This window comes from Vibrio sp. 10N.261.55.F4 (assembly GCF_041470465.1).
GTDB classification, from domain to species: domain Bacteria; phylum Pseudomonadota; class Gammaproteobacteria; order Enterobacterales; family Vibrionaceae; genus Vibrio; species Vibrio crassostreae_C.
The window spans coordinates 1-25,632 of the sequence record NZ_JBFRMM010000029.1 but is presented as its reverse complement, the minus strand read 5'-3'; the positions used below and the strand labels follow the sequence as shown (position 1 = coordinate 25,632).

26 protein-coding genes and 1 other RNA gene are annotated in these 25,632 nt (G+C 44.9%); 11 read left to right on the top strand and 16 right to left on the bottom strand.

The genetic code is table 11. From position 1 onward, the window contains the following. Nucleotides 1–7 precede the first annotated feature (7 nt). The gene (locus AB4249_RS14650) at nt 8–1,117 is read left to right on the top strand and encodes a PilT/PilU family type 4a pilus ATPase (protein WP_017062241.1); all 1,110 of its coding nucleotides are present in this window, start codon (nt 8–10) and stop codon (nt 1,115–1,117) included. 74 nt (nt 1,118–1,191) lie between these two features. On the opposite strand, the gene AB4249_RS14645 is transcribed toward AB4249_RS14650, so the two are convergent. The 9 genes from AB4249_RS14645 to metK all read right to left on the bottom strand — a co-directional run bounded on the left by AB4249_RS14645 (nt 1,192) and on the right by metK (nt 8,166). Beyond that, complete coding sequence (locus tag AB4249_RS14645) at nt 1,192–1,329, bottom strand: hypothetical protein (protein WP_170791814.1); 138 nt, start codon at nt 1,327–1,329, stop codon at nt 1,192–1,194. A gap of 99 nt (nt 1,330–1,428) precedes the next feature. After that, nucleotides 1,429–1,851 (bottom strand): Holliday junction resolvase RuvX, encoded by a 423-nt coding sequence (ruvX, locus tag AB4249_RS14640; protein ID WP_017062240.1) that lies wholly within the window; start codon nt 1,849–1,851, stop codon nt 1,429–1,431. A gap of 60 nt (nt 1,852–1,911) precedes the next feature. Beyond that, nucleotides 1,912–2,475, bottom strand: coding sequence for a YqgE/AlgH family protein (locus AB4249_RS14635; RefSeq protein ID WP_102333139.1), 564 nt, complete (start codon nt 2,473–2,475; stop codon nt 1,912–1,914). Nucleotides 2,476–2,591: 116 nt separating this feature from the next. Then, nucleotides 2,592–3,542: a glutathione synthase gene (gene gshB / locus AB4249_RS14630; RefSeq protein ID WP_004735482.1), complete on the bottom strand. Its 951-nt coding sequence runs from the start codon at nt 3,540–3,542 to the stop codon at nt 2,592–2,594. A gap of 9 nt (nt 3,543–3,551) precedes the next feature. Then, on the bottom strand, nt 3,552–4,283 hold the full coding sequence (gene rsmE, locus AB4249_RS14625) for a 16S rRNA (uracil(1498)-N(3))-methyltransferase (protein ID WP_372103735.1): 732 nt from the start codon (nt 4,281–4,283) through the stop codon (nt 3,552–3,554). A gap of 153 nt (nt 4,284–4,436) precedes the next feature. Beyond that, nucleotides 4,437–5,168, bottom strand: a complete 732-nt coding sequence (locus AB4249_RS14620) for an endonuclease (RefSeq protein WP_017063198.1) — start codon at nt 5,166–5,168, stop codon at nt 4,437–4,439. 96 nt (nt 5,169–5,264) lie between these two features. Next, the gene (locus tag AB4249_RS14615; protein ID WP_102427897.1) at nt 5,265–5,765 is read right to left on the bottom strand and encodes a SprT family zinc-dependent metalloprotease; all 501 of its coding nucleotides are present in this window, start codon (nt 5,763–5,765) and stop codon (nt 5,265–5,267) included. 80 nt (nt 5,766–5,845) lie between these two features. Beyond that, nucleotides 5,846–6,643, bottom strand: a complete 798-nt coding sequence (locus tag AB4249_RS14610) for a DUF2189 domain-containing protein (protein ID WP_017067802.1) — start codon at nt 6,641–6,643, stop codon at nt 5,846–5,848. 368 nt (nt 6,644–7,011) lie between these two features. Continuing rightward, complete coding sequence (gene metK / locus AB4249_RS14605; RefSeq protein ID WP_372057954.1) at nt 7,012–8,166, bottom strand: methionine adenosyltransferase; 1,155 nt, start codon at nt 8,164–8,166, stop codon at nt 7,012–7,014. 357 nt (nt 8,167–8,523) lie between these two features. On the opposite strand from metK, the gene tkt reads away from it, so the two are divergent. The 5 genes from tkt to mscS all read left to right on the top strand — a co-directional run bounded on the left by tkt (nt 8,524) and on the right by mscS (nt 15,585). Next, nucleotides 8,524–10,518 (top strand): transketolase, encoded by a 1,995-nt coding sequence (gene tkt / locus AB4249_RS14600; protein WP_048605833.1) that lies wholly within the window; start codon nt 8,524–8,526, stop codon nt 10,516–10,518. Between the two features lie 211 nt (nt 10,519–10,729). Further along, nucleotides 10,730–11,779, top strand: coding sequence for an erythrose-4-phosphate dehydrogenase (epd, locus tag AB4249_RS14595; protein ID WP_017066020.1), 1,050 nt, complete (start codon nt 10,730–10,732; stop codon nt 11,777–11,779). A 166-nt stretch (nt 11,780–11,945) separates the two neighbouring features. Then, entirely contained in the window at nt 11,946–13,109 is a 1,164-nt protein-coding gene (locus tag AB4249_RS14590; RefSeq protein ID WP_017059064.1) for a phosphoglycerate kinase, read from the top strand. 155 nt (nt 13,110–13,264) lie between these two features. Beyond that, nucleotides 13,265–14,341: a class II fructose-bisphosphate aldolase gene (fbaA, locus tag AB4249_RS14585; RefSeq protein WP_010435694.1), complete on the top strand. Its 1,077-nt coding sequence runs from the start codon at nt 13,265–13,267 to the stop codon at nt 14,339–14,341. Nucleotides 14,342–14,718: 377 nt separating this feature from the next. Continuing rightward, the gene (gene mscS, locus AB4249_RS14580) at nt 14,719–15,585 is read left to right on the top strand and encodes a small-conductance mechanosensitive channel MscS (RefSeq protein WP_017063201.1); all 867 of its coding nucleotides are present in this window, start codon (nt 14,719–14,721) and stop codon (nt 15,583–15,585) included. Nucleotides 15,586–15,681: 96 nt separating this feature from the next. On the opposite strand, the gene AB4249_RS14575 is transcribed toward mscS, so the two are convergent. Beyond that, on the bottom strand, nt 15,682–16,311 hold the full coding sequence (locus AB4249_RS14575; RefSeq protein WP_372103732.1) for a LysE/ArgO family amino acid transporter: 630 nt from the start codon (nt 16,309–16,311) through the stop codon (nt 15,682–15,684). Between the two features lie 142 nt (nt 16,312–16,453). Between AB4249_RS14575 and AB4249_RS14570 the strand changes: the two genes are divergently transcribed. Both AB4249_RS14570 and AB4249_RS14565 read left to right on the top strand, forming a co-directional pair. Beyond that, entirely contained in the window at nt 16,454–17,350 is an 897-nt protein-coding gene (locus AB4249_RS14570) for a LysR family transcriptional regulator ArgP (RefSeq protein ID WP_017068706.1), read from the top strand. Between the two features lie 111 nt (nt 17,351–17,461). Then, nucleotides 17,462–18,175: an oxidative stress defense protein gene (locus AB4249_RS14565; RefSeq protein WP_372103729.1), complete on the top strand. Its 714-nt coding sequence runs from the start codon at nt 17,462–17,464 to the stop codon at nt 18,173–18,175. A gap of 112 nt (nt 18,176–18,287) precedes the next feature. Here AB4249_RS14565 and serA read toward each other — a convergent pair whose 3' ends face one another. The 5 genes from serA to zapA all read right to left on the bottom strand — a co-directional run bounded on the left by serA (nt 18,288) and on the right by zapA (nt 21,669). Beyond that, entirely contained in the window at nt 18,288–19,517 is a 1,230-nt protein-coding gene (gene serA, locus AB4249_RS14560) for a phosphoglycerate dehydrogenase (protein WP_017059058.1), read from the bottom strand. A 261-nt stretch (nt 19,518–19,778) separates the two neighbouring features. Next, on the bottom strand, nt 19,779–20,435 hold the full coding sequence (gene rpiA / locus AB4249_RS14555) for a ribose-5-phosphate isomerase RpiA (protein ID WP_017059057.1): 657 nt from the start codon (nt 20,433–20,435) through the stop codon (nt 19,779–19,781). Between the two features lie 124 nt (nt 20,436–20,559). Beyond that, the gene (locus AB4249_RS14550) at nt 20,560–21,159 is read right to left on the bottom strand and encodes a 5-formyltetrahydrofolate cyclo-ligase (RefSeq protein WP_372103726.1); all 600 of its coding nucleotides are present in this window, start codon (nt 21,157–21,159) and stop codon (nt 20,560–20,562) included. 6 nt (nt 21,160–21,165) lie between these two features. Then, nucleotides 21,166–21,349: non-coding RNA, 6S RNA (gene ssrS / locus AB4249_RS14545), on the bottom strand. Between the two features lie 11 nt (nt 21,350–21,360). After that, nucleotides 21,361–21,669, bottom strand: a complete 309-nt coding sequence (gene zapA, locus AB4249_RS14540) for a cell division protein ZapA (protein WP_004735366.1) — start codon at nt 21,667–21,669, stop codon at nt 21,361–21,363. A gap of 308 nt (nt 21,670–21,977) precedes the next feature. On the opposite strand from zapA, the gene AB4249_RS14535 reads away from it, so the two are divergent. Genes AB4249_RS14535 through AB4249_RS14525 form a run of 3 tightly spaced genes read left to right on the top strand, consistent with a single transcriptional unit; the run spans nt 21,978 to nt 24,991 of the window. Further along, nucleotides 21,978–22,553, top strand: coding sequence for a YecA family protein (locus AB4249_RS14535; RefSeq protein WP_017059055.1), 576 nt, complete (start codon nt 21,978–21,980; stop codon nt 22,551–22,553). Nucleotides 22,554–22,577: 24 nt separating this feature from the next. Next, on the top strand, nt 22,578–23,756 hold the full coding sequence (ubiH, locus tag AB4249_RS14530; RefSeq protein WP_017059054.1) for a 2-octaprenyl-6-methoxyphenyl hydroxylase: 1,179 nt from the start codon (nt 22,578–22,580) through the stop codon (nt 23,754–23,756). Nucleotides 23,757–23,767: 11 nt separating this feature from the next. Then, nucleotides 23,768–24,991, top strand: a complete 1,224-nt coding sequence (locus AB4249_RS14525) for an FAD-dependent 2-octaprenylphenol hydroxylase (protein WP_017063203.1) — start codon at nt 23,768–23,770, stop codon at nt 24,989–24,991. A gap of 123 nt (nt 24,992–25,114) precedes the next feature. Here AB4249_RS14525 and AB4249_RS14520 read toward each other — a convergent pair whose 3' ends face one another. Continuing rightward, the gene (locus AB4249_RS14520; protein WP_009847660.1) at nt 25,115–25,321 is read right to left on the bottom strand and encodes a DUF1107 domain-containing protein; all 207 of its coding nucleotides are present in this window, start codon (nt 25,319–25,321) and stop codon (nt 25,115–25,117) included. Between the last annotated feature and the right edge of the window lie 311 nt (nt 25,322–25,632).

Genomic DNA, 25,632 nt, shown 5'->3' with positions numbered 1-25,632 from the left:
GGACACAATGGAATTGAATCAAATCCTTGAGGGAATGCTTTCTCAAAAGGCATCGGATCTTTATATCACGGTTGATGCGCCAATCCTTTTTCGTGTGGATGGTGAATTACGCCCCCAAGGAGAGAAGCTGAATGCGGCTCAAGTTGCTCAATTACTTGATGCGATGATGGAACAAGACCGACGTGATGAATATCAGCAAACGCGTGAGGCTAATTTTGCGATTGTGCGTGACTTTGGTCGTTTTCGTGTCAGTGCATTCTTTCAGCGAGAGCTACCTGGAGCGGTCATTCGACGTATCGAGACTAACATCCCAACCTTTGAGCAACTAAAGCTTCCTGATGTACTACAGGACCTATCAATAGCTAAGCGCGGACTTGTGCTGGTGGTTGGTGCGACAGGCTCTGGTAAATCGACCTCAATGGCTGCAATGACAGGCTATCGCAACACCAATCGCTCGGGACATATCTTGACGGTTGAAGACCCTATTGAATTTGTGCACGAACATAAAAAGTGCATCGTGACGCAGCGTGAGGTCGGGCTCGACACCGAGAGTTACGAAGTCGCGCTTAAGAACTCGCTACGCCAAGCACCAGACATGATCTTGATTGGCGAAATCCGTAGCCGTGAGACCATGGAATACGCGATGACCTTTGCTGAAACGGGTCACTTGTGTATGGCAACCTTGCACGCCAATAACGCTAACCAAGCGCTAGAGCGTATTCTTCATTTGGTGCCGAAAGAGCAGAAAGAACAGTTCTTGTTTGACCTATCGATGAACCTGCGTGGTGTCGTCGCTCAGCAACTCATTCGCGACAAGAATGGCAGCGGGCGTCATGGTGTATTCGAGATTCTGCTGAATAGCCCTCGTGTTTCTGACTTGATTCGTCGTGGTGAACTACACGAACTGAAAGCAACCATGGCTAAATCGAAAGAGATAGGTATGCAGACCTTTGACCAAGCTTTGTATGATTTAGTGATAGCAGGCAAGATCAGCGAAGAGGATGCGTTCCACAGTGCCGATTCTGCTAATGACTTGCGCTTAATGCTCAAAACTAGACGTGGTGATGACGACTACGGAACTGGGGCGTTGGCTGGTGTGAAGATAGATATGGGGTGATAAAAAACGCCTGATTTGATTCTAGGTTAAAATCAGGCGTTCATCATATTCATCGTTCGACTGCGTCTGTATTATCAACGCTTCTTGTTCTTAGGCTCGCTGATTACGTCTGCGTCAGTCGAAGTATGATTCATATAACCTGCATTATTGGAGCTTGTCGAACTGCATGCTGATATTGCTAGAGCTACGAAGATTGCTAGAAAAATTTTCATGTGAACTCCCACTTACCTAATAATGAATTGCTTCGACATTACGTCGTAATATCATTATAGGATCACAAAGGAGTTTAATCTTTGAGCTCTTAATTTTCGTTATGAATATTGTGCTTCAAACCAGCTCTCTAAAATGACGACTGCAGACTGGTTATCGACATTGCCTTTGCTTAGCGCTTTATAGCCGCCCATTTCAAAAAGGTCGGCTCTTGCTTCTGTGGTCGAGAGTCTTTCATCATGTAGTTCAACATCGACACCAAATCGTCCTTTAAGGCGGTTAGCGAACTTCTTCGCTCTAGGTGTAATGGTTGCTAAGTCTTTACCATGAAGGTCGGTAGGAAGGCCGACTACAATCAGGTTCGGCTGCCACTCCTTAATTTGTTTTTCGATATCGTCCCAATTTGGGATGCCATCTTTGGCTTTAAAAGCTTTTAGAGGGCTTGCGGTGCCCGTGATTTCTTGTCCTATCGCACTGCCGATACTTTTTGTACCGTAGTCAAATGCCATAATTGTTCGTGACATGGGGTTTCCAAATTTATCTGTGTTTGAGAGTGTCTGTTTATTTTATTTAGCTGATTTGAACTAGGCGTGGCCAGCGTCTGCTGAAAGCTGAGCCGCATTTATTCCTAACATCTGCACGGCGACTTTCCAGCGGTCAGAAATCGGTGTATCGAAGATGACCTTCGGATCGGCTTCAACGGTTAACCATGAGTTCTCGGTCAGTTCGGTTTCCAGTTGTCCCGGTTCCCATCCTGCATACCCAAGTGCGACTAAATAATTCATCGGCTCATCTTCTGTGCCCAACACCATCAAGATATCTTTTGAAGTCGTCACCGAGATTTGATCTGTCATGTTGATGCTGGATTGATAGCTGCCTTTAGGTTTGTGCAAAATAAATCCACGGTCTTCTGCGACCGGTCCACCATTCAATACAGGCTTATCAAGACTTGCTTGGTTGGGTTTTGGCTGATCAGAATCAACCTCAACTTGCTTAAGCATGCTACCGACAGTGACATCAATAGGGGCGTTGATCATCAAACCCATCGCGCCTTCGTCATTGTGCTCACAAAGGTAAATCACCGAATTTTGAAAGTATGGGTCTTTCATTCCGGGCATAGCAACCAGAAAGTGGTTCGTTAAATTCATAGAGCCTCCTGCCAGTGTGTTCCCAGTAAAGGAAAAAGAGCGGCGTAAAGCCGCTCATTGTTCTTTGCCTAGATATTTCTGTGTTTTCGAATAGCTAAGGCTTTCTTTAGTTTAGGCTATTTAGCGTTAACGCGACGCTCAATTGCATCCATTAATTTACCTGTAACTGAAATATCAAAAGCGGCTTCAATTTCACGGATACAAGTAGGGCTAGTCACGTTAATTTCAGTCAGCTTGTCGCCGATAACATCAAGCCCAACAAAGATTAAGCCTTTCTCTTTCAGTGCTGGAGCAACTGCTCTTGCGATAGCCCAGTCTGTTTCACTTAGAGGACGAGCTTCACCTGTACCGCCAGCAGCAAGGTTACCTCGAGTTTCCCCTTTTGCAGGAATACGCGCTAGACAGTAAGGCATTGGCTCACCGTCAACCACAAGAATACGCTTATCACCATTGCTGATGTCTGGAACAAAAGTTTGTGCCATTGCGTAGTTCTGACCGTGGTTGGTCAAGGTTTCAATAATAACTGATACGTTTGGATCGCCTTCTTTCACACGGAAGATAGACGCGCCGCCCATGCCATCAAGTGGTTTTAGAATCACGTCGCCGTGTTCTTCTCGGAACGCTTTAATTTTTTCAGCTTTACGAGTCACGATGGTGGTCGGTGTCAGTTCAGGGAACCATGCCGTGAACAACTTCTCGTTACAGTCACGTAGGCTTTGTGGTTTGTTGACGATCAGTGCGCCGTTCTCTTCAGCACGCTCAAGAATGTAAGTTGCGTAGATGTACTCAGTATCAAACGGAGGATCTTTACGCATTAGTACCGCATCTAAATCGGATAGCGCGATAGTCTGTTCTGATTTGAACTCGTACCAACCGTTTGGATCTTCTTTTAGTTCAACAACCTTAGTGTCAGCAATGGCTACGCCTTGATCTAAATGTAGATCATCCATTTCCATGTAATGGATTTCGTAACCACGACGCTGAGCTTCAAGCATCATGGCAAAGCTAGAGTCTTTTTTGATGTTAATGGATGAAATTGGATCCATTACGATGCCAAGTTTGATCATTTTTTTCTCCTAGCCTAGATCGCCAAAACGGACTTGTAAGGCAGTAATTGCGGTTAGAGCTGCTGTTTCGGTACGAAGTACACGTGGGCCGAGTAGCGTCTCTTCAAATTTGTATTGTTCTGTCATGCCGATTTCTTCAGCCGACAAGCCACCTTCAGGGCCGATCAATAGGCGTACCTTACTGATAGGTTCTGGAAGGGTATTAATTGAGTATTTTGCACGAGGATGTAAGTTCAGCTTTAATGCTTCACTCGGTTCGCTACACCACTCTTCAAGTTGCATGATAGGGCGAATGACTGGAACCGTATTGCGGCCACACTGTTCACACGCCGCGATAGTAATCTTTTGCCACTGTGCGAGTTTTTTCTCGAAGCGTTTTGTATCAAGCTTAACGCCACAGCGCTCTGAAATTAAAGGGGTAATGGTGTTCACACCAAGCTCAACCGATTTCTGAATCGTGAACTCCATTTTGTCGCCACGTGAAATCACTTGGCCTAAATGTAAGTCTAACGGAGATTCGCTGCTGCGTTCGATGCGTTCAGAAACATTAACGGTGACATTTTTCTTTGATACTTCGGCTATCGTCGCAGGGAATTCAGCGCCACTGCCATCAAATAGAAGGACTTCTTGGTCTTCTTTCATGCGAAGGACACGACCAACATGACCCGCGGCATCTTCGCCTAAAGCGAGTGAACCTAACTGATGAATGCGTTCTGGGTGATGAATACGAGGGATTCTCATGCTGGTAAACCTATAAATATGTTCATTTGGGTATTTTGTCTCTGCCTAACATGGATGCTTTTAGTTGAAAAAACAAGGGTAGAGCAAGAGTTTCAGGGGCAATTCTGAAACTCTTGTTTGAGATAGTTAGGAATGTTGATTGTACGAGCGACGTTATTTACAAGCAGGGTAAACAAATGGGTTGTGATTACCTTGGATGGCATAGATTCGCTCATCACGAGTACATTCCCACTTGTCGACAGGAAATTGCTTGTTCCACGCCATCATTAGGTTGGTTTGTTGCTTAGATAGTTTGAAACCATACTCTTGGCTCATGTAAAGGTAAGTACGCGCGATAGAGCCTTTTGCTCTGTCTGGCGGCATAACTTTACGCTGCTTGAAGTTGACCTGCATTTCACACTGACCATAGCTCACACCATCCATGCCATTCCACTGACTGAAGTTGTAGTTGGAGCGATCACCGTTAACCTCGCCAATGGCCGGAGTTAGGTTGTGAAGGTCGGCTTCCATGGATTTGAATATTTTGTCATTGCGAGTGCAGTTCTTGCGCCCACCATCTTGCCAACACTGACGCTGGTGGCCAAATTGCCAAGCTGGAACCACGTGTTCCCACTCAATTCGACTCGCCCGCTTTTGTTGTTTTCGGACTTGATAGCCACAGCCATCAAGGTCGGGAATGCCTTTCTTTTTGTCCTTCCAAGTAATGTCACAGCCGCAATAAAATGAAGTCGGATGGTCGAGGTAAATCTTCACCGCTTCTCTTTTTGCTTTGGAAAATGAGCTCGGTGGTGCGGCGAGAACGCTTTGGGTTACCAGTAGGCCAAATACTATTGTTAAGTAAAAAGATACAGGTAGGCCAAATGCTTTGAAGGTGAGTTTTTGCATAGAAAAAGACTGATAAAAGTATGATAAACATCAGTCTAGCACTCAAATGTTAGATCTCTCTATTAGATTTGTTCTACCGAGTAAATCAACCTGTCACTAGCTTAGTTGAGTTCCCGTGAAAGCTAAGGTTTGCTGGCACAATTGGCATCGGTAGGTCGATTGATTCCGAAGTACTTTGTTGTGTCGTCTGATTGATAATGGGTAAGTGGTGCACTCACATCGATATTCAAAGGTTTTCCCTTGAACTGACGCGATTTCAAAGCTGTGAGTTGTTTTGGCTGGAACGTTGAATACCTTTTCCATCACGTATTTCCACTCGTTTCCGTGAGGCCTAACACGTCCGAAAACCTGATGCGTGATTAGGTGTGCGAGCTCATGGGGCACAACTTCGTTGATGAAGGCGTCTTCATTTTCAGAAAATAGTACGTGGTTGAGCTTAATTTCGTTGAGCTGAAGGTAGGCCTTTCCCGCTGCTTTACCTCTTAACTTGAAGGTGATAGTTGGGTGTGGAAATTCACGAGAGAAATGTTGATTTGCGATAGCTAGGCACTCGGCCAATTTCTTATTTGCTCGATGTTGTTGCGGGGTGTAAGACAAACGTTGTTAACTCCAAATAAAAGACCTCAGCGTTTAAGCCAAGGCCTCATCATAACATTGCTTTTTGATCTAGCGATGCTTTACACGTGATGTTTTTTCTTAATGATCTCGTGATAAGCGTGCCATGTACCATAACCAAGTAGCGGCATGGTGACGATCATTCCGATGCCGTAGGTGGCAAAACCCACCAGAATACCGGCACAAATAATACTTGCCCAAACCACCATTGCAGGAATGTTCGATTTCACGGCATTAAAGCTAGTGAAAATTGCACTCATCACATCAACGCGTCTCTCCATCATTAACGGAATTGAAAATGCTGAGATGCTAAATATGAGGCTTGCGATGACAAAACCAATCACAGAACCCGTAATTAAGAAGGGAGCGAACTCAGCCAATGGTGCGCCTTGCACTGAAGGGTAGAGCGCGTGCAATAACGCAGCGATACGCATCCAGAATATCATCGCAACCATCAACACAATCGCAAAGGCCCATTGGTGGGTCGAGTTGCGAGTGATGGCTTTCATTGAGTGCAGTAGGCTGGCGTTATGGCCTTTTTCTCTTTCCCAAGCTGCGTCATACAAGCCTAGGGCAAGAAACGGCCCTATCAGCATGTACACGATCAGGCTTGGCATCACGACTAAGTGTGTTCCTTGCCATTGGACAAGTTGAACAATCGCAATTGCCGCTCCCATAAAGCACAATCCGTAAAATGCGCTGATTAATGGCATTCTTACTAAGTCATGCAGAGCAAGCGACAACCAATGAAAGGGTGCGGAAATACTGATTTGGTTGCAAGGAATGGTGCGAGCGTAATCCTTATCGCTGACCTTGTGTTTTTTATCGTTCAGTTCGGATGGGTGCGCGGTACGAGGCATAGATCCCCCTAGTTAAATAACGTCCTAGTTATAATTCCATAAGGCTCATCGATGTGGCTTGTGTGAGAGTTATGGTGTTGAGCTAAATTGCTCTTTGTCATCCCAGTTATTGTTCTAGCGTGCATTTAACGAGCGTTATCAGACTGAATTAATTTAAGTTAAATGTGAGCTTGATCGCCTAGGAGTTACCTTAACTATTGTCAGTAGTGCTAGAAAACACAAATTATCAGCGGCTTTTTATACTAAGTGGTTAACGGTAAAGAAGGGCGTTAGGGAAGGGTATTGTGAGTGAAAGTTCGGTAAGTACATAAAAATAAAGCCCTTACTAAGCAGTAAGGGCTTTAAAGGAACACATCGCAGTGGCTAAATTATTTTAGGTCAGCGAAGTCCGCAAGGATTGCTGCTTTGTCAGTCGCTTCCCAAGGGAACTCTTCACGACCGAAGTGACCGTATGCAGCAGTTTGCTTGTAGATAGGCTGAAGAAGGTTCAGCATCTCTTGAAGGCCGTATGGACGTAGGTCGAAGTTTTGACGAACAGCTTCAATGATGATTTCGTGTGCTACTTTCTCAGTACCGAACGTTTCAACCATGATAGATGTTGGATCAGCAACACCGATAGCGTAAGACAGTTGAATCTCACAACGGTCAGCCATACCAGCAGCAACGATGTTTTTCGCAACGTAACGTGCTGCGTAAGCTGCAGAACGGTCAACTTTTGATGGATCTTTACCTGAGAATGCACCGCCACCGTGACGAGCTGCGCCGCCGTAGGTATCAACGATGATCTTACGACCAGTTAAACCACAGTCACCCATTGGGCCACCGATTACGAAACGGCCTGTTGGGTTGATGAAGAAGTTAGTATCTTTGTTGATCCACTCAGCAGGAAGTACTGGCTTGATGATTTCTTCCATTACTGCTTCGCGTAGGTCAGGCGTTGTTACTGAATCACAGTGTTGAGTAGAAAGAACAACAGCATCGATACCAACGATCTTACCTTGGTCGTATTGGAAAGTAACTTGAGATTTCGCATCTGGGCGAAGGAAGTCAAGCTTACCGCTCTTACGTACTTCAGCTTGCTTCTTAACAAGAAGGTGAGAGTAAGTAATTGGAGCTGGCATTAGGATAGGAGTTTCGTTAGTCGCGTAACCAAACATGATGCCTTGGTCGCCTGCGCCTTGCTCTTTAGGGTCTTCTTTATCAACACCTTGGTTGATGTCTGGAGACTGCTTACCAATTGTGTTTAAAACAGCACAAGAGTCAGCGTCAAAGCCCATGTCAGAATGAACGTAACCAATTTCACGTACTGTTTCACGAGTGATTTCTTCGATATCAACCCATGCAGACGTTGTTACTTCACCGCCAACCATAACCATGCCGGTTTTAACGTAAGTCTCACAAGCAACACGTGCTTTTGGATCTTGTTCCAAGATGGCATCAAGAACAGCATCAGAGATTTGGTCTGCAATTTTATCTGGATGGCCTTCTGAAACAGATTCAGAAGTGAATAGGTGCTTAGCCATGAGAGCTCCACTTTTAGTTTTTGGTGTAAATAGTTTATGGCGTCGCAAGCTAGGAAGCGCCGCCATTAAATACAGTATATTTTGTAGGTGTTTCTACATCTAGACGGCTATTCTAAATTCCAGCGGTCGAATTACAAGCTCTTTTTTATGATATGTCATAACTAATCGTTTGCGTATCGATCGAGATAAGCCACTGCCAAGTGATGTAAATGTTCGAAAATTGCGAAAAATGACCGTTAAAATGCCAGTAAAACGTTTGCAGTCGCAATAGTCGTTTGAGAGAATACCCGCGCTAATAAAAATGAAAACTTTAGCAATTATCTCTTTTTTAAATCGCTTATGTATCCAGGAGCAGACATGCCTTCTCGTAAAGATCTAGCCAATGCAATCCGCGCACTTAGCATGGACGGTGTTCAACAAGCAAATTCAGGCCACCCAGGCGCACCTATGGGCATGGCTGACATCGCTGAGGTTCTTTGGCGTGGCCACTTGAACCACAACCCAGCAAACCCAGAATGGGCTGACCGCGACCGTTTTATCCTGTCTAACGGCCACGGCTCAATGCTGATTTACTCTCTGCTTCACCTAGCAGGTTACGAGCTTTCAATTGAAGATCTTAAAAACTTCCGTCAACTGCACTCTAAGACTCCAGGTCACCCTGAGTACGGTTACGCTCCTGGTATCGAAACAACGACTGGTCCTCTAGGTCAAGGCATCACTAACGCTGTTGGTATGGCAATGGCTGAGAAAGCACTGGCGGCACAGTTCAACAAAGAAGGCCACGACATCGTAGACCACTACACTTATGCATTCATGGGTGATGGCTGTCTGATGGAAGGTATCTCTCACGAAGCATGTTCTCTAGCAGGTACGCTAGGTCTTGGTAAGCTGGTTGCTTTCTGGGATGACAACGGCATCTCTATCGATGGTGAAGTTGAAGGTTGGTTCTCTGACGATACACCTAAGCGTTTTGAAGCATACGGTTGGCACGTAATCCCAGCAGTAGATGGTCACGACTCTGATGCTATCAACGCAGCGATTGAAGCGGCTAAAGCGGATCCTCGTCCAACGCTTATCTGTACTAAAACTATCATCGGTTTTGGTTCTCCAAACAAAGCGGGTACGCATGACTGTCACGGTGCTCCACTAGGCGCTGATGAAATCACAGCAACTAAAGCAGCATTGGGTTGGGAACACGGTCCTTTCGAAATCCCAGCAGATATCGCAGCTGAGTGGAATGCGAAAGAAGCAGGCGCAGCGAAAGAAGCAGCGTGGAACGCGAAGTTTGACGCATACGCAGCGGCTTACCCAGAGCTAGCAGCTGAATTCAAACGTCGTACTAACGGCGAGCTACCCGCTGAGTGGGAAGAGAAAGCAAACGCAATCATTGCTGATCTTCAAGCTAACCCAGCAAACATCGCTTCACGTAAAGCATCTCAAAACGCACTAGAAGCGTTTGGTCAAATGCTTCCAGAATTCATGGGCGGCTCTGCTGACCTTGCGCCTTCTAACCTGACTATGTGGTCTGGTTCTAAGTCTCTTGAAGCAACTGACTTTTCTGGTAACTACATCCATTACGGTGTACGTGAATTCGGTATGACGGCTATCATGAACGGTATCGCTCTGCACGGTGGTTTCGTGCCATACGGCGCAACGTTCCTAATGTTCATGGAATACGCGCGTAACGCAATGCGTATGGCTGCTCTGATGAAAGTTCAGAACATCCAAGTTTACACGCACGATTCTATCGGCTTAGGCGAAGATGGCCCTACTCACCAACCGGTTGAGCAGATCGCTTCTCTACGTCTGACTCCAAACATGAGCACATGGCGTCCATGTGACCAAGTTGAATCTGCAGTGGCTTGGAAACTGGCTATTGAGCGTAAAGATGGTCCTTCATCTCTAATCTTCTCTCGTCAAAACCTTGCACAACAAGATCGTAATGCTGAGCAAGTTGCTAACATCGCTAAGGGTGGTTACATCCTGAAAGATTGTGAAGGCAAGCCAGAGCTAATCATCATTGCAACTGGTTCTGAAGTTGAGCTTGCAGTTGAAGCTGCTGCACAACTAACCGCTGAAGGTAAAGCTGTACGCGTAGTATCTATGCCTGCAACTGACGCATTCGACAAGCAAGACGCTGAATACCGTGAGTCTGTACTTCCATCTGATGTTACAGCGCGTATCGCAGTAGAAGCTGGCATCGCTGACTTCTGGTACAAATACGTTGGCTTCGGTGGCAAGATCATCGGTATGACAACGTTCGGCGAATCTGCACCAGCAGGTGAGCTATTCAAGATGTTCGGTTTCACTACTGAAAACGTAGTAAACACAGCGAAAGAGCTTCTTGCTTAATCATTGACTGATGGCCTGTGCTAACAGTTAAATGAAGGAAAAACCGAGCGCTGAGCTCGGTTTTTTGTATCTGGGATTTGTTTCTTCTAGGCTTATCTCTACAAGCAACAGATTAACCTGTCCTAACTAAACGGGGTTATTCAAGTAATGCCTTTTGGGTAGGATTCAGTTATCATCTGTTGCACGAAATTTTGGTTAGATGTACGGAAATATGCTAAAAGTCGCGATAAACGGATTTGGAAGAATAGGGCGTAATGTATTACGCGCTGTCTATGAAAGTGGCAAAAGCCAACAAATCAAAGTAGTAGCTGTTAATGAGCTTGCTCAGCCTGACGCTATGGCTCATCTATTGCAGTACGACACTAGTCACGGCCGCTTCGGCAAGAAAATCTCCAACGATCAAGAGCACATCTATGTCCATCACGGCATTGGTGCGGAAGATAAAGGTGAGTTCGATACCATTCGTATCTTACATCTTGCTGATATTGAGCTGTTGCCTTGGCGTGACCTAGAAGTGGATATTGTTCTCGACTGCACCGGTGTTTATGGTTGCCGAGATGACGGCCTAGCGCACATTGCTGCTGGGGCAAAAAAGGTACTGTTTTCTCACCCTGGTGCCAATGACCTCGATAACACCATTATCTATGGTGTGAATCACGATACCATTGAAGCGGGCCACCGAATCGTTTCCAATGGTTCATGCACCACTAACTGTATTGTTCCTATCATTAAGGTTCTTGATGACGCCTTTGGCATTGAGTCCGGTACTATTACAACTATTCACTCTTCAATGAATGATCAACAAGTTATCGATGCGTACCACAGCGATTTGCGTCGTACTCGAGCGGCAAGCCAATCGATCATTCCTGTCGATACCAAGTTGCATAAAGGTATTGAAAGAATCTTCCCGAAATTTTCCAACAAATTTGAAGCTATATCTGTGCGTGTGCCGACGGTAAACGTAACAGCGATGGATTTAAGTGTCACAATTAATGCAAATGTGAAAGTTAATGACGTAAATCAAACCATTGTTAATGCATCCCAGTGTACATTACACAATATAGTTGACTATACTGAAGCGCCGCTCGTTTCCATCGACTTTAATCACGATCCCCATAGCGCAATCGTTGATGGTTCACAAACTCGAGTGAGCAACGGCCACTTAGTTAAAATGCTAGTGTGGTGTGACAATGAATGGGGCTTTGCGAACCGAATGCTGGATACGGTTCTTGCAATGCAAGCTTCTGAAGGCAAGAAGTAAGACCTAGAAGCAAATGTGCGGATTATTTATTTTTTAGCTTGAAATAAATACTAAGAGTCCACATATTATTGGTAGTGAAAGAATTACCAGTTGAATAATTTATAGGCTTAGCAGGGTTGCTGAGTTTCCAAAACTTTATATTTATTTAAATTTGAGAGGACAAATCATGTCTGTGATCAAGATGACTGACCTGGAACTTGCAGGTAAACGCGTATTTATCCGTGCTGACCTAAACGTACCAGTAAAAGACGGTAAAGTAACTTCAGATGCACGTATCCTTGCATCTCTACCAACTATCAAACTTTGCCTAGAAGCTGGCGCAAAGGTAATGGTTACTTCTCACCTTGGTCGTCCTACTGAAGGCGAATACAACGAAGAGTTCTCTCTAGCTCCTGTAGTTAACTACCTAAACGACGCACTAGACTGCGAAGTTAAACTAGCTAAAGATTACGTAAACGGCCTAGAGCTAAACGCTGGTGAACTTGTTGTTCTTGAAAACGTTCGCTTTAACAAAGGCGAAAAGAAGAACGAAGAAGCGCTTTCTAAGCAATACGCTGCACTATGTGACATTTTCGTAATGGATGCATTCGGTACAGCTCACCGTGCTCAAGCTTCTACACACGGTGTTGGTACTTACGCTCCTGTAGCATGTGCTGGCCCTCTTCTAGCTGCTGAGCTTGAAGCGCTTGGTAAAGCAATGGACAACCCAGCTCGCCCACTAGTGGCTATCGTTGGTGGTTCTAAGGTTTCTACTAAACTAACAGTTCTAGAATCTCTTTCTAAAATTGCTGACCAGCTTGTTGTTGGTGGTGGTATCGCGAACACATTCATCGCTGCTGAAGGCCACAACGTAGGTAAGTCTCTATACGAAGCTGACCTAGTTGAAACGGCTCAAAAGCTAATGAAAGAGTGTGCTATCCCAGTAGCAACTGACGTTGCATGTGCTAAAGCATTCGACGAAAACGCAGAAGCTGAAATCAAGCACGTTTCTGAAGTTCAAGACGACGACATGATCTTCGACCTTGGTCCAGATTCAACTGCGGCACTAGCTGAAATCATCGGCAACGCGAAAACAATCCTTTGGAACGGCCCTGTAGGCGTATTCGAATTCAAAAACTTCGAAGCGGGTACAGCTGGTATCTCTAAAGCAATCGCTGAGTCTGCAGGCTTCTCTGTAGCAGGTGGTGGTGACACGCTAGCAGCTATCGATAAGTTCGGTATCAAAGCTGACGTTTCTTACATCTCTACTGGCGGTGGCGCTTTCCTTGAATTCGTTGAAGGTAAAGTACTTCCTGCAGTAGCAATGCTTGAAGAGCGTGCTAAAGCATAATTGATTTAGAAAGGCGAGATGTGAATCTCGCCTTTTAACGTTTGCTGCATATCACACTTTTTTGCTAGAATGGCATAAGTTGTGAGCAAACGATTGCAAGTTTTTAAACTTAAGTTTTTTAATCTTAAAACGATAGAATAAATAGGACTATTTCCATGTCTAAGATCTTCGATTTTGTAAAACCTGGTGTGATTTCTGGCGATGACGTACAGAAAGTATTTGAAGTAGCAAAAGAAAACAAATTTGCTCTTCCTGCTGTAAACGTTGTTGGTACTGACTCTGTAAACGCAGTACTAGAAGCAGCTGCTAAAGTTAAAGCTCCAGTAGTTGTTCAGTTCTCTAACGGCGGCGCTGCATTCTTCGCAGGTAAAGGCGTTAAACTTGAAGGTCAAGGCGCACAAGTTCTTGGCGCTGTAGCTGGTGCAAAATACGTACACGCTGTAGCTGAAGCTTACGGTGTTCCAGTTATCCTGCACACTGACCACGCTGCTAAGAAACTTCTTCCATGGATCGACGGTCTACTAGACGCTGGTGAAGAGTTCTTCGCACAAACTGGTAAGCCTCTATTCTCTTCTCACATGCTAGACCTTTCTGAAGAGTCTCTAGAAGAGAACATCGAAACATGTGCTAAGTACCTAGAGCGCATGGCTAAAATGAACATGACAATCGAGATCGAACTTGGTTGTACTGGTGGTGAAGAAGACGGCGTTGATAACTCTGATATGGACGCATCTGAGCTTTACACTTCTCCAGAAGACGTAGCATACGCTTACGAGAAACTAATGGCTGTTAGCCCACGTTTCACTATCGCTGCATCTTTCGGTAACGTACACGGTGTTTACCAAGCTGGTAACGTTGTACTTACTCCAACTATCCTACGTGACTCTCAAGCATACTGTGCAGAGAAGTTCGGTATCGCACCTAACGCTCTAAACTTCGTATTCCACGGTGGTTCTGGTTCTTCTGAAGCAGAAATCCAAGAGTCTATCGGCTACGGTGTTATCAAAATGAACATCGATACTGATACACAGTGGGCAACTTGGGACGGTATCCGTCAGTACTCTGCTGACAACTTCGATTTCCTACAAGGTCAAATCGGCAACCCAACTGGCGAAGCTGCTCCAAACAAGAAGTACTACGATCCACGCGTATGGCTACGTGCTGGTCAAGCTTCAATGGTTGCTCGTCTAGAGAAAGCATTTGCTGACCTTAACGCTGTAGACGTACTATAATTCTTTGAATTAAGTACTCTTGAAGTTTTAAAAACCCGCTCATTGAGCGGGTTTTTTTATATCTGATAAAAACTTGTACTAAATATGTGAAAAACCTAGCGTGCGGTGAATAAATTTCGTAGTCTTTTAGTTATCGGTATTTGTGTTTATCGGTAAGTTTTAATAATTCAAAAGCTTACATAAATATGACTTTGCAATCTGTCAAAGATAGGATATCGTGCCGAAAAACTGAACTTGGTTCAGTTTATAAAAAGGACTTGGCTTTAATTTACTTTTAACACAATGACTTAACGGTAATTACACTGTTTATTATATTGCAGAGTAAATGAGGCTTAAGGCAGTTTAGCCCATAGCATATTATATAGAGGATGCACATTATGGCTGATAGTTCGACAGCGATTGAGACTCCACTTGTGGATGGTTTGTCTCAAGCAGAGCAGTGGTTAACAAATAATTCAGATTTATTTATCCAATATGGCGTAAATATCATTTCAGCACTGATAATTCTATTTATTGGCAACCTTATTGTTAAAGCAGTAGCGAATAGCGTGTCTAAGGTTCTTCAGAAGAAGAAAATGGACCGAGCAGTTGTGGAGTTCGTCCATGGTTTAGTTCGTTACTTGTTGTTTGTGATTGTTTTAATTGCTGCACTTGGTCGTTTAGGTGTTCAAACGGCATCTGTAGTTGCTGTTATTGGTGCGGCTGGTTTAGCCGTTGGTCTTGCACTACAAGGCTCACTATCTAACTTTGCTGCTGGTGTACTTATCGTTGCATTCCGTCCATTTAAGTCTGGTGACTATGTGGAAATTGGTGGTGTGGCAGGTTCAGTTGATTCTATTCAAATCTTCCAAACGGTTCTAACAACGCCAGACAACAAAATGGTTGTAGTACCTAACGGTAGCGTTATCGGCAGCCCAATCACAAACTATTCTCGTCATGCGACGCGCCGTATTGATCTAATGATTGGTGTTTCTTACAACGCTGATCTTCAGAAGACAAAAGCGCTACTGACTAAGATCTGTGAATCTGATGAGCGTGTACTGAAAGAACCTGGCGTTCAAGTTGGTGTTCATACGCTTGCTGATTCTTCAGTTAACTTCGTTGTTCGTCCATGGGTTAGCACTGCTGACTACTGGAATGTTTATTTCGACCTGATGCAAGCAATCAAAGAAGGCTTGGATAACGAGGGTATCGAAATTCCATTCCCGCAAATGGATGTACACATGAATAAAGTAGAAGCTTAATTCCTAGTTAGTTTTTATAACTATAAGCTTTTATAAGGAAAGGCGGATAACTTAGGTTATCCGCCTTTTTTGTTGGTTTCATGAAGCTAAATAGATTTACCAGTATTGCTCAATAAGTCCATCGGTAAGCACCGTTGCTATGGCGAACATCATGGTTGCGACTGCGATATCAATGCCTTTCTTAACCTTAGGTTTAGATAGCGTCGGGCCTAGTTTTGCAGCGCCTAATGACAAAAAATAGAACCAGACGAACGAAGCCAATATAGTCCCCATAGCAAATGCAATTCTGTCGTTGCCTTCAAATTGCCCACCAATGGATCCAAGAATTACCACGGTATCCAAATAGAGATGTGGGTTTAATACTGTTACTGCCAATGCCCCTAAAATAACGGTGCGCTTGCCACGCGCTAATATCTCACCTTTCGACTCATCACTGGTGCGCACTTTGAATGCACTGCGTAGTGAGAGCAAACCATACACAGTCAGAAAAGCGATGCCACCTAGTGTCACTGAGGTAAGCAGTAATTCATTTTGCGACAAGATCGCTCCGCCGCCAAAAATGCCTAATGAGATAAACAGAGTATCGAGCAGGCTACAAATCGTTGCTGTCGTTAAATGATGATTGCGTTTTATCCCTTGATTTAGGACGTACGCATTCTGAGCGCCAATAGGGATAATCATACTTGCCCCTAGACCAAAACCTTGTAATAAAACCCAAAAACTCATTTTAACCTCCACTTATTTAACGATATTTACGTGCTATATGGCGAAGATACTCTGACCCTTTAAATAAGTATAATTAATGATTTTAATCCATTATTAGAGTTGCTAATGTGGTGATGAGTTAGCTTAAAAAGGAAGCAAATTGATGCGCGGATTGGATTATAAATGGATTGAAGCACTGGATGCTGTAGTAAAACAACGTAGCTTCGAAAGGGCTGCTGAGCAGTTATATATCTCCCAGTCGGCGGTATCTCAACGCATCAAACAGCTGGAAAAGTGGTTGGCTCAGCCAGCCTTGGTGAGAGAAAGCCCGCCTAGGCCAACGCCTGCGGGTAAAAAACTACTGGGCTTATATCGCCGTGTTCGTTTGTTAGAGCACGAGCTTGTGCCTGAGTTGATGAATGAAGAGGGTAATCAACCACTATCGATATCCATAGCCACCAACGCTGATAGTTTGGCGACATGGTTGCTACCAGCTTTGTCGGATGTGATTAAGTCTCGCCAAGTCGAGTTGAACCTCGCGATTCATGGTGAGTCGAGAACCATTGAAAAGATTAAAAGTGGCGAGGTGGCCGGTGCAATCAGTTTGGAGTCTCAAGCGATTCCTGGCTGCAGTGCTGACTATCTCGGTAGGATGGATTATGTGTGCGTGGCTAGCCCTGACTTTCATCAGCGTTACTTTGCAGAGGGCGTAAACTACGCCACCTTAAGCAAAGCACCTGCGGTTTCCTATGATCAATACGATGATCTGCATAAGAAGTTTCTGCATGATCATTTTAACGTCCCGAGAGACAGTGTGATCAATCATACAGTCGGCAGTTCAGAAGCATTTGTGCGCTTGGCATTATCGGGTGTAGCCTATTGCTTGATCCCCCGATTACAGATTATCGATGAGCTCGAGTCTGGTGCTCTGATTGATATTACCCCTGGCTTTCTGCTCTCTTATCGCATCTATTGGCACCATTGGCAGCTTGAGAGCGGAGTATTAAAAGAGGTATCCCAAGCAATATTGAGTTTTGCTCACAATCACTTACCTCAGTAAACTGTTGGTTTTTTCAGCGTCAAAGTTCTGTTAGAAGTGTGTGCTCTGGATTGGCTAAACGATAAATTGCTCTATGATGAAAGGACATTTGTTTAGCATAGGTCATACCTAATGAAGCTTGTACCAAAGATGTTAGCAACGTCTCTTACTCTTACTGCGGCGTTGAGTGCTGTGAGTTTTCCATCATTGGCTGACTCTCCATCCTTTCCTCATATTTCAACGACAGGCTATGGTGAAGTGATCGCTACACCTGATATGGCGACATTCTCTGTGAGAGTCGTGGAATCGACGATGACTGCTGAACAGGCTAAAAATACCGTTGATAAAGTCGTGACAGGCTTTCTAAACAAGCTACATCAAGCTGGTGTTGATGAGGCGAGTGTACACAGCTCTAACCTGTATTTATCTCCTCAATATCATTACCCGAAAGATGGCAAACCGGAACTGGTTGGCTACCGCGCCTCACGTAATGTGACCGTTCAAGTGACTGAGCTAGCTAATCTTAATGAGTACATGGATATTGCGATTGGAGAAGGCATTAATCAGATCGACAACATCCAACTGCAAGTTCGCGACCAAGCTAAGTATCAAGAGCAAGCGCGCTTAGAAGCCATTAAAGATGCGACATCAAAAGCTAAATCATTGGCGAGTGGTTTTGAGCGCGAGTTAGGTGATGTATGGCGCGTGGATTACAACGCCCAATCTTCTCAGCCAGTACTCATGCGTTCAATGGCGATGGATGCAAGAACAGAATCGAACTCTTATGAAGACTCAACGATCACCATTCATGATCGCGTGAATGTGATCTACCAGATCGAAGAGTAATGACAGTGCTATAGAAGGTTTTGGATCATGACGACCTAATTACCTACGATAGGCCAAATGCTAAAAAGGCTCTCATGATGAGAGCCTTTTTTATGCATTTTGAGTGTGATGATTAGTGAAGAAGACGAGCACGGATTGTGCCTTCGATCTCTTTCAGTTTAAGCAGTGCTTCTTCAGAGCGATCGGCTTCTACATCGATAACGACATAACCCATATCAGCCGCAGTCTGTAGGTATTGACCCGCGATGTTGATCCCTTCCTCAGCGAAGATGGTGTTGATCTGAGTTAGGATGCCTGGGCGGTTTTCGTGAATGTGTAATAAACGAGACGTTCCAGTATGCAGTGGTAGTGATACCTCAGGGAAGTTAACACTTGATAGCGTAGAGCCGTTATCAGAGTATTTCGCTAGCTTACCAGCAACTTCAACACCAATGTTCTCTTGTGCTTCTTGAGTTGAACCACCCACGTGAGGCGTTAGGATCACGTTATCGAACTGCATTAATGGAGACTCAAACGGGTCTGCATTGGTTTTTGGTTCTGTTGGGAAAACATCAATAGCCGCACCTGCAAGGTGTCCAGACTCCAGAGCGCCACACAGAGCAGGAATATCGACTACCGTGCCACGAGCTGCGTTGATAAAGATAGAACCAGGCTTCATGCGCTCGAACTCTTCTTTACCCATCATGTCTTTTGTTTCGTTGGTTTCAGGTACATGCAAAGAGATTACGTCACACTTGTTCAGTAATTCCGTCATGGTATGAACTTGCGTTGCGTTACCCAGAGACAGTTTGTTTTCAATGTCGTAGAAGTAAACACGCATGCCAAGGTTTTCAGCAATAATACCCAGTTGAGTACCGATGTGACCGTAGCCAATAATACCTAAACGCTTACCACGGGCTTCGTAAGAGTTGTCGGCACTCTTTTTCCAGATGCCACGGTGTGCAAGCGCGTTCTTTTCTGGAATGCCACGTAGTAGCAATAGAACCTGACCAAGAACGAGCTCAGCAACGCTTCGAGTGTTTGAGAACGGTGCGTTGAACACAGGGATACCGCGTTTTGCTGCTGCTTGAAGGTTGACTTGGTTAGTACCAATACAGAAACAACCGACGGCAACCAGCTTTTCAGCTGCATCAATAACTTCTTGGGAGATATTAGTGCGAGAACGAATACCAATGAAATGAGCATCTTTTACTGCTTCAAGAAGTTCATCTTCCGGTAGCGAGCCTTTGTGGTACTCAATGTTTGTGTAACCAGCGGCTTGCAGTACTTCTACAGAAGAAGGGTGAAGACCTTCTAGAAGTAGAATTTTAATTTTTTCTTTTTCCAGTGAAACTTTGGCCATTGTTCTCGTCCTTAAAATGGAAAGGTTGGGCAAATGCGGCGCACGTGCTACAAAATGGCTGAAAGGGGAACAAATTCACCACTTTGTTAGGAGACAAACGTTTTCTCTGTGCGTCTTCTGAACAATAAAGTAACAAAAAAAAAATGTTTTGGGTAAGAAAATTACGGAATAAGACATAATTTTACAGCAATAAAGCAAAAAAAACGGCGCCCTAGGGCACCGTATGTAATGAAGTAACAGAAAAACTCAATCTTCTATTATTTATTCTTCGATTTTTGCACCTTCAGGCGTGCCGGTGATAACCACATCAGCACCACGGTGAGCGAACAGACCAACCGTCACCACACCAGCTATACCATTGATGATATCTTCTAGTTGTTTCGGGTTTTCGATCGCCATGCCGTACACATCTAGGATCACGTTGCCGTTATCGGTTGTGCAGCCTTCGCGGTAAACTGGGTCACCACCAAGCTTAACCAACTCACGTGCCACGTATGAACGTGCCATTGGGATTACTTCAACAGGCAGTGGGAATTTACCCAACACATCAACTGCTTTAGTACCGTCAACAATACACACAAACTTATCAGAGATAGCCGCTACGATTTTTTCACGAGTCAAAGCAGCGCCGCCGCCTTTGATCATATCGCGAGTTGGGTTGATTTCATCTGCGCCATCAACATAGATGTCTAGCTTAGCGACATCGTTACACTCATACACTTTGATCTCTAGCTCTTCTAGTCGCTGCGTTGAAGCAACAGAGCTTGAAACCGCACCTTTGATTTTGTCTTTCATTGTGCCTAGTGCGTCGATGAAGTGATTTACTGTAGAGCCAGTACCTACACCTACAATGCTGCCTTCTTCAACATATTGAAGTGCTGCCCAGCCAGCTGCTTTTTTCATTTCATCTTGAGTCATGCCATTCTCCTGAATAAGGTCTTGCGCTTTGAATTGATCGTTTGCGTAATGATGAAGTTAACGTTTAGATATTGAGTTAACGTTTCTATATCGAGGTTAACGTTTGCGGCGCGATTATAGCGCTTTAATGGTTGCTTTCCCATTGCCAAGTTTTACTCGGAGTCACGATTTTAGGTAACGGAATGTCCCATTCTTCAATCGGTAGCGTATCAACATGTTGGCAATCATGAGCCAAACCAATAGGAGCTGCACCTTCGCCCGTCTCGAACCACTTTGCCAAGGTGCGATCGTAATATCCGCCGCCCATACCTAAACGATGGCCATGGGAGTCAAAGCCGACAAGGGGCGTAAGAATAAGGTCGAGTTGCTGACAAGGTTTAACCAGCATTTGATTGAGCTGAGGTTCGACAATACCGTACTTATTCAAGACCGTCGGTGTGGTTGGCGAGTAGTGTAAAAACAGCAGGTGCCCGGTAGAGAAGGGGTGCAATACTGGTAAATAAGTTTGCTTACCTTGCGCCCATAACCATTCGATTAAAGGCTGAGTATCGAGTTCGCCATCGATAGAGATATAGAGGGCAATATGCTGAGCAGACTGAATTTCATCAAGCTGCATGCACTGCTTAACTAAGTCGATACCGGATTGAGTTTGTTGGTCGCCAGATAAGGCATTGCGTTTGATACGGATCTGTTTGCGAAATTCGCTGCGTGTGAGCGTCTTCATAAGAAGGGATACCCCAAAGTGCCGTTGAGAATAGATGGCCCTTGAACCAGCGAGTTCAAGGCGGATCAGCAATGATTACCGTAGGCTTCTCGGTCGGGCCGAGCATGCTCAATAGCACTCAAGTACTAACCCTTAGGGATTGCTTATCGGCTCGGGGACGTGAATCCTCTGACAAACACTCCAGGGTAAATTTTGTGTACGCTATTGCTGTCCGTGCTTAACTTTACTGAGGACATCTGAAAGTGATGTCGTGAGCTGTTCCATTCGCTCGGTCAGTGCGTTTTGTTCATCATTTGCTTCAAACTTCTTGGTTTGTAATTCGTAGCAAATATTCAGAGCTGCGATAGTCAGCAGCTTCACTTCATTGGTTACCTTAGTACGTTCAGCCATCTCTTTCAATCGATTATCAAGATCGGCCGCCGCTGCAATCAATGACTCTTCTTGCCCTGGTGGACAATTCACTCGAGTCAGTTTTCCTAATATTTCAACGTCTACCGCTTGATTACTCATGATGGATGAACTCTTTAACGCGCTATTTTAAGGCTGTTGCCCTTCGCCATTTTTTGAGAAAGAAAAAGTGCAAGTACCGATGAGGAAGCAATCTCCTCTGAGGGAGAAACTATAGGTAAACCGCTATTAAGATTCAAGCTTTTCAGAGTGACTGTTTGTAAATGAGAGCTTGAGCACACAGTAATTCAGCAAATTGAACAATTGGTAGTCAGTCATCCTTCAATTGCTGGGGATCGATGCTTACCAGAATTGGGGTGAAGTGGTACGATTATACTATCGATATAAAGAATAACTGAGCGAGCTATCTGATGAGCGAAACTACTTTACCTGACTACCTAACGGTTGCGACTGAACTTCAATCGGCAAGTCTAGCCGTAACCCCTGCTGAGATGCACGGTTTATTAACGGGTATGTTAAGCGGAGGCTTAAGCCTTGCAGATAAAAGCTGGCAACCACTGATCTTCGATTACACCAATGAAGGCATGGGTTGGCCAGATCGCGCATTAACGCTAGCGGAAGCGACACTGAAAGTAACGACCAGTGAAATCACAGGTTCGGGTATGGAATTGTCTATGTTGCTGCCTGACGAAGACGCAAGCGCAAGCCTATTTGACTTGGCTGATGGTGTGTCTGATTGGATTAACCATTTCATTACTGGTCTAGGCTTGGTTGGCGCTCAATTGAACAAAGCGTCTGACAGTACAAAAGAAGCATTAGCTGATCTAGAAGAGATGGCTAAGCTAGGCATTGACGAAGAAGATGATCTGGAAGAGCAAGCGCAGCTTCTAGAGCACGTTATTGAGCACGTAAAAGCGTGTGCACTAACGATTCATGCTGAATTTGGTGCTCGCCCATCTGAAGATGCGGCGCCTACCATTCATTAATTCGTTGGCCGGTTTGAGGTTATGATGGCTCAGTATGATGTTGTAATTGCTGGTGGCGCAATGGCAGGGGCAACCTTAGCCCTTGCTTTGAATCACCTAAGCCAAGGTTCACTGTCGATTGCGGTAGTGGAGCCTTATCAGGTTGATCATCAAGCTCACCCTGGGTTTGATTCTCGTTCGATTGCTTTGTCCTATGGCACGGTGCAGATCCTGGATTCTTTGCGCTTATGGCAATCTATCGCTCCGGTCGCGACCCCGATTAAAGATATCCATGTTTCGGATCGCGGGCATGCCGGAATGACAGACATCTACAGTGAAGAGCTTGCTGTAGATGCGCTTGGCTACGTGGTCGAGTTAGCAGATGTGGGTCGAATCTATCAGCAGAAACTTGAATCAGAAGCGGCAATTACCATGCTTTGTCCTGAGTCTGTTAGTAAAGTTGAACGTGAAGAAGCGTTGACGACGATTGAACTGACAAGTGGGCAAACAGTAACCACTAAGTTACTGGTTGCTGCTGACGGTGCAATCTCAACCTGTTGCCAACAGCTCAATATCTCATTGAGTGAGCATGACTTTGAGCAAGTCGCTGTGATTGCCAATATTGTGGCGAGTGAACCTCACCAAGGTCGCGCATTTGAGCGTTTTACCCATCATGGGCCAGTTGCTCTATTACCGATGAGTGACAACCGTTTATCGCTGGTTTGGTGTTTAACACCAGAGCAAGCACAAAAAGTGATGACGCTAAACGACAATGAGTTTCTTGAGCAATTGCAGAATGACTTTGGCTGGCGACTTGGCCGATTAGAGAAGGTCGGCAAGCGCGCGAGTTACCCTCTGATTCTTCGTCACCGACAGCAAAATATCTCTCATCGATTTGCCATTGTTGGTAATGCTGCTCAAACGCTTCACCCAATTGCGGGGCAAGGTTTTAACCTAGGCATCCGAGATGTGGCTTCCTTGGCAGAAGAGTTGTGTACCCAGTTAGATGATGTAGGTCGTTACCGTGGTCTTGTTAACTTTAGAAAGCGTAGAGAACAAGACCGAGACGCAACGATCACGTTGACTTCAAGCCTAGTTCACCTGTTCTCAAACGATTATATGACCGCTCGCATTGGGCGTAATCTTGGGTTAGCCGTAATAGATAACCTTCCACCACTTAAAGGTCCACTTTTGCGTCATACGCTTGGCCTAGTAGAAAGATAAGGTAATAAATAATGATGCAAAGTGTTGATATCGCGATTGTTGGTGGTGGCATGGTTGGCCTAGCGCTTGCTGCTGCCCTAAAAGACAGTGACCTAAGAATCGCTGTCATTGAAGGCAGAGCGCCTAGTGAAGGGCTGAGTGAGCTGCCTGATGTGCGTGTATCCGCGTTGAGTCGTTCTAGTGAAGTGATTCTTCGTAATCTAGGTGCATGGCAAGGTATCGAACAAAGACGCGCTGCACCGTATCAAGCGATGGAAGTGTGGGAACAAGACAGTTTCGCTCGTATTGAGTTTGACTCGACACGCTTGGCTCAGCCTAATCTTGGTCATATAGTTGAAAACCGTGTGATTCAATTAGCGCTGCTTGATCAGGTTAAGAAACAAGACAACGTCAGCCTGTATATGCCCGCAACGTGTAAAACGATGGCGATTGGTGAAAGTGAAGCTTGGTTAACATTGGACAATGGTCAAGCACTGACAGCTAAGTTAGTTGTTGGAGCAGACGGCGCAAACTCTTGGGTTCGTAAGCAGCAAGATATCCCATTAACACATTGGGATTACGGACACAGTGCGATTGTCGCGAACATCAAAACCACAGAGCCGCACCACAGCGTTGCTCGTCAAATCTTCACGCCTCAAGGCCCATTGGCATTCCTACCAATGCAACCAAGCAACATGAGCTCGATTGTTTGGTCTACGGAACCAAATCGTGCCGAGAACCTCGTATCAATGTCGGATGCTGAATTCAACAAGCAGTTAACAGCTGAGTTCGATGCAAAGCTGGGCTTATGTGAAGTGGTTGGTGACCGTTTTGCCTTCCCACTGCGCATGCGTTATGCGCGTGACTTTGCGGTAGAGCGTGTGGCTTTGGTTGGTGATGCTGCTCATACCATTCACCCATTAGCAGGGCAGGGCGTGAACCTTGGCCTATTAGACGCAGCAAGCCTAGCGCAAGAGCTGTTAAAGCTATGGTCTGCGGGTGAAGACATTGGCACCAAGCGTAATCTTCGCGGCTACGAGCGCTGGAGAAAAGCAGAGGCGGCGAAAATGATTGCTTCAATGCAGGGCTTTAAAGATCTGTTTGAAGGCGATAACCCAGCTAAGAAGCTGATTCGTGGCATTGGTATGAAGCTTGCGGGCCAATTACCGGGTGCGAAAGATGAGATCATGAAGCGCGCACTGGGTTTGTCTGGCAATCTTCCTGACTTAGCTAAGCGTCCAGTGACTCATCGATAATGACATAGTGTTCTGGTGGTATATCGAATCATCATTGATACGAAAATTGGTACGAAAATTGGTACGAAAAAAGGGTTGGCATAATGCCAACCCTTTTTGTTTTTAATTCTGTAGATAATCAGGTCATGCGTACGCGCAGCGCAGTTTCATGATTTCACTATTTATTTCTTTCACTGTTTGAAAGTGACGTTTTTCTGCTCGGTCTGGTAGCACTAGCTTACCGTTATCAAACTCAAATTTTCCTACGCCGTAAATGTAGATTCGTCCTTTGAAAAGTCGACTTACATGTTTAGCAATCATACTCGGTGTATAGCGCTTAAACAGTCTCATTCTTAATTATCCTTATATTTACCTAGCCTGCATATTATAGAAAAACTCCGAGATAATAATTGTGATAAGCATGGAGTTATATGCAGTAGCGTTGACGTTAATTAGATATTTGTGCTGTTCTAAGCACTTTCTTCAGTAAATATCTATTTTTACGTGAGCTCCTCCCCAAAATAATACTGAGTAGTGAACTGCCGTGAACTTTTCTGTTCAGTATTAAGCAGTGATAATGTTACAAGTATAAGAATAGGCGGGATTTTTTTGTTTGTGTAATCAAATTGTAAATTTCGGACAAAAAAAAGGTTCATCGCGGC

Excerpts from the sequence above, each read along its gene's own strand:
- AB4249_RS14650 (WP_017062241.1), top strand. The coding sequence starts at position 8 with ATGGAATTGAATCAAATCCTTGAGGGAATGCTTTCTCAAAAGGCATCG.
- AB4249_RS14645 (WP_170791814.1), bottom strand. The coding sequence starts at position 1,329 with ATGAAAATTTTTCTAGCAATCTTCGTAGCTCTAGCAATATCAGCATGC.
- ruvX (WP_017062240.1), bottom strand. The coding sequence starts at position 1,851 with ATGTCACGAACAATTATGGCATTTGACTACGGTACAAAAAGTATCGGC.
- AB4249_RS14635 (WP_102333139.1), bottom strand. The coding sequence starts at position 2,475 with ATGAATTTAACGAACCACTTTCTGGTTGCTATGCCCGGAATGAAAGAC.
- gshB (WP_004735482.1), bottom strand. The coding sequence starts at position 3,542 with ATGATCAAACTTGGCATCGTAATGGATCCAATTTCATCCATTAACATC.
- rsmE (WP_372103735.1), bottom strand. The coding sequence starts at position 4,283 with ATGAGAATCCCTCGTATTCATCACCCAGAACGCATTCATCAGTTAGGT.
- AB4249_RS14620 (WP_017063198.1), bottom strand. The coding sequence starts at position 5,168 with ATGCAAAAACTCACCTTCAAAGCATTTGGCCTACCTGTATCTTTTTAC.
- AB4249_RS14610 (WP_017067802.1), bottom strand. The coding sequence starts at position 6,643 with ATGCCTCGTACCGCGCACCCATCCGAACTGAACGATAAAAAACACAAG.
- metK (WP_372057954.1), bottom strand. The coding sequence starts at position 8,166 with ATGGCTAAGCACCTATTCACTTCTGAATCTGTTTCAGAAGGCCATCCA.
- tkt (WP_048605833.1), top strand. The coding sequence starts at position 8,524 with ATGCCTTCTCGTAAAGATCTAGCCAATGCAATCCGCGCACTTAGCATG.
- epd (WP_017066020.1), top strand. The coding sequence starts at position 10,730 with ATGCTAAAAGTCGCGATAAACGGATTTGGAAGAATAGGGCGTAATGTA.
- AB4249_RS14590 (WP_017059064.1), top strand. The coding sequence starts at position 11,946 with ATGTCTGTGATCAAGATGACTGACCTGGAACTTGCAGGTAAACGCGTA.
- fbaA (WP_010435694.1), top strand. The coding sequence starts at position 13,265 with ATGTCTAAGATCTTCGATTTTGTAAAACCTGGTGTGATTTCTGGCGAT.
- mscS (WP_017063201.1), top strand. The coding sequence starts at position 14,719 with ATGGCTGATAGTTCGACAGCGATTGAGACTCCACTTGTGGATGGTTTG.
- AB4249_RS14575 (WP_372103732.1), bottom strand. The coding sequence starts at position 16,311 with ATGAGTTTTTGGGTTTTATTACAAGGTTTTGGTCTAGGGGCAAGTATG.
- AB4249_RS14570 (WP_017068706.1), top strand. The coding sequence starts at position 16,454 with ATGCGCGGATTGGATTATAAATGGATTGAAGCACTGGATGCTGTAGTA.
- AB4249_RS14565 (WP_372103729.1), top strand. The coding sequence starts at position 17,462 with ATGAAGCTTGTACCAAAGATGTTAGCAACGTCTCTTACTCTTACTGCG.
- serA (WP_017059058.1), bottom strand. The coding sequence starts at position 19,517 with ATGGCCAAAGTTTCACTGGAAAAAGAAAAAATTAAAATTCTACTTCTA.
- rpiA (WP_017059057.1), bottom strand. The coding sequence starts at position 20,435 with ATGACTCAAGATGAAATGAAAAAAGCAGCTGGCTGGGCAGCACTTCAA.
- AB4249_RS14550 (WP_372103726.1), bottom strand. The coding sequence starts at position 21,159 with ATGAAGACGCTCACACGCAGCGAATTTCGCAAACAGATCCGTATCAAA.
- zapA (WP_004735366.1), bottom strand. The coding sequence starts at position 21,669 with ATGAGTAATCAAGCGGTAGACGTTGAAATATTAGGAAAACTGACTCGA.
- AB4249_RS14535 (WP_017059055.1), top strand. The coding sequence starts at position 21,978 with ATGAGCGAAACTACTTTACCTGACTACCTAACGGTTGCGACTGAACTT.
- ubiH (WP_017059054.1), top strand. The coding sequence starts at position 22,578 with ATGGCTCAGTATGATGTTGTAATTGCTGGTGGCGCAATGGCAGGGGCA.
- AB4249_RS14525 (WP_017063203.1), top strand. The coding sequence starts at position 23,768 with ATGATGCAAAGTGTTGATATCGCGATTGTTGGTGGTGGCATGGTTGGC.
- AB4249_RS14520 (WP_009847660.1), bottom strand. The coding sequence starts at position 25,321 with ATGAGACTGTTTAAGCGCTATACACCGAGTATGATTGCTAAACATGTA.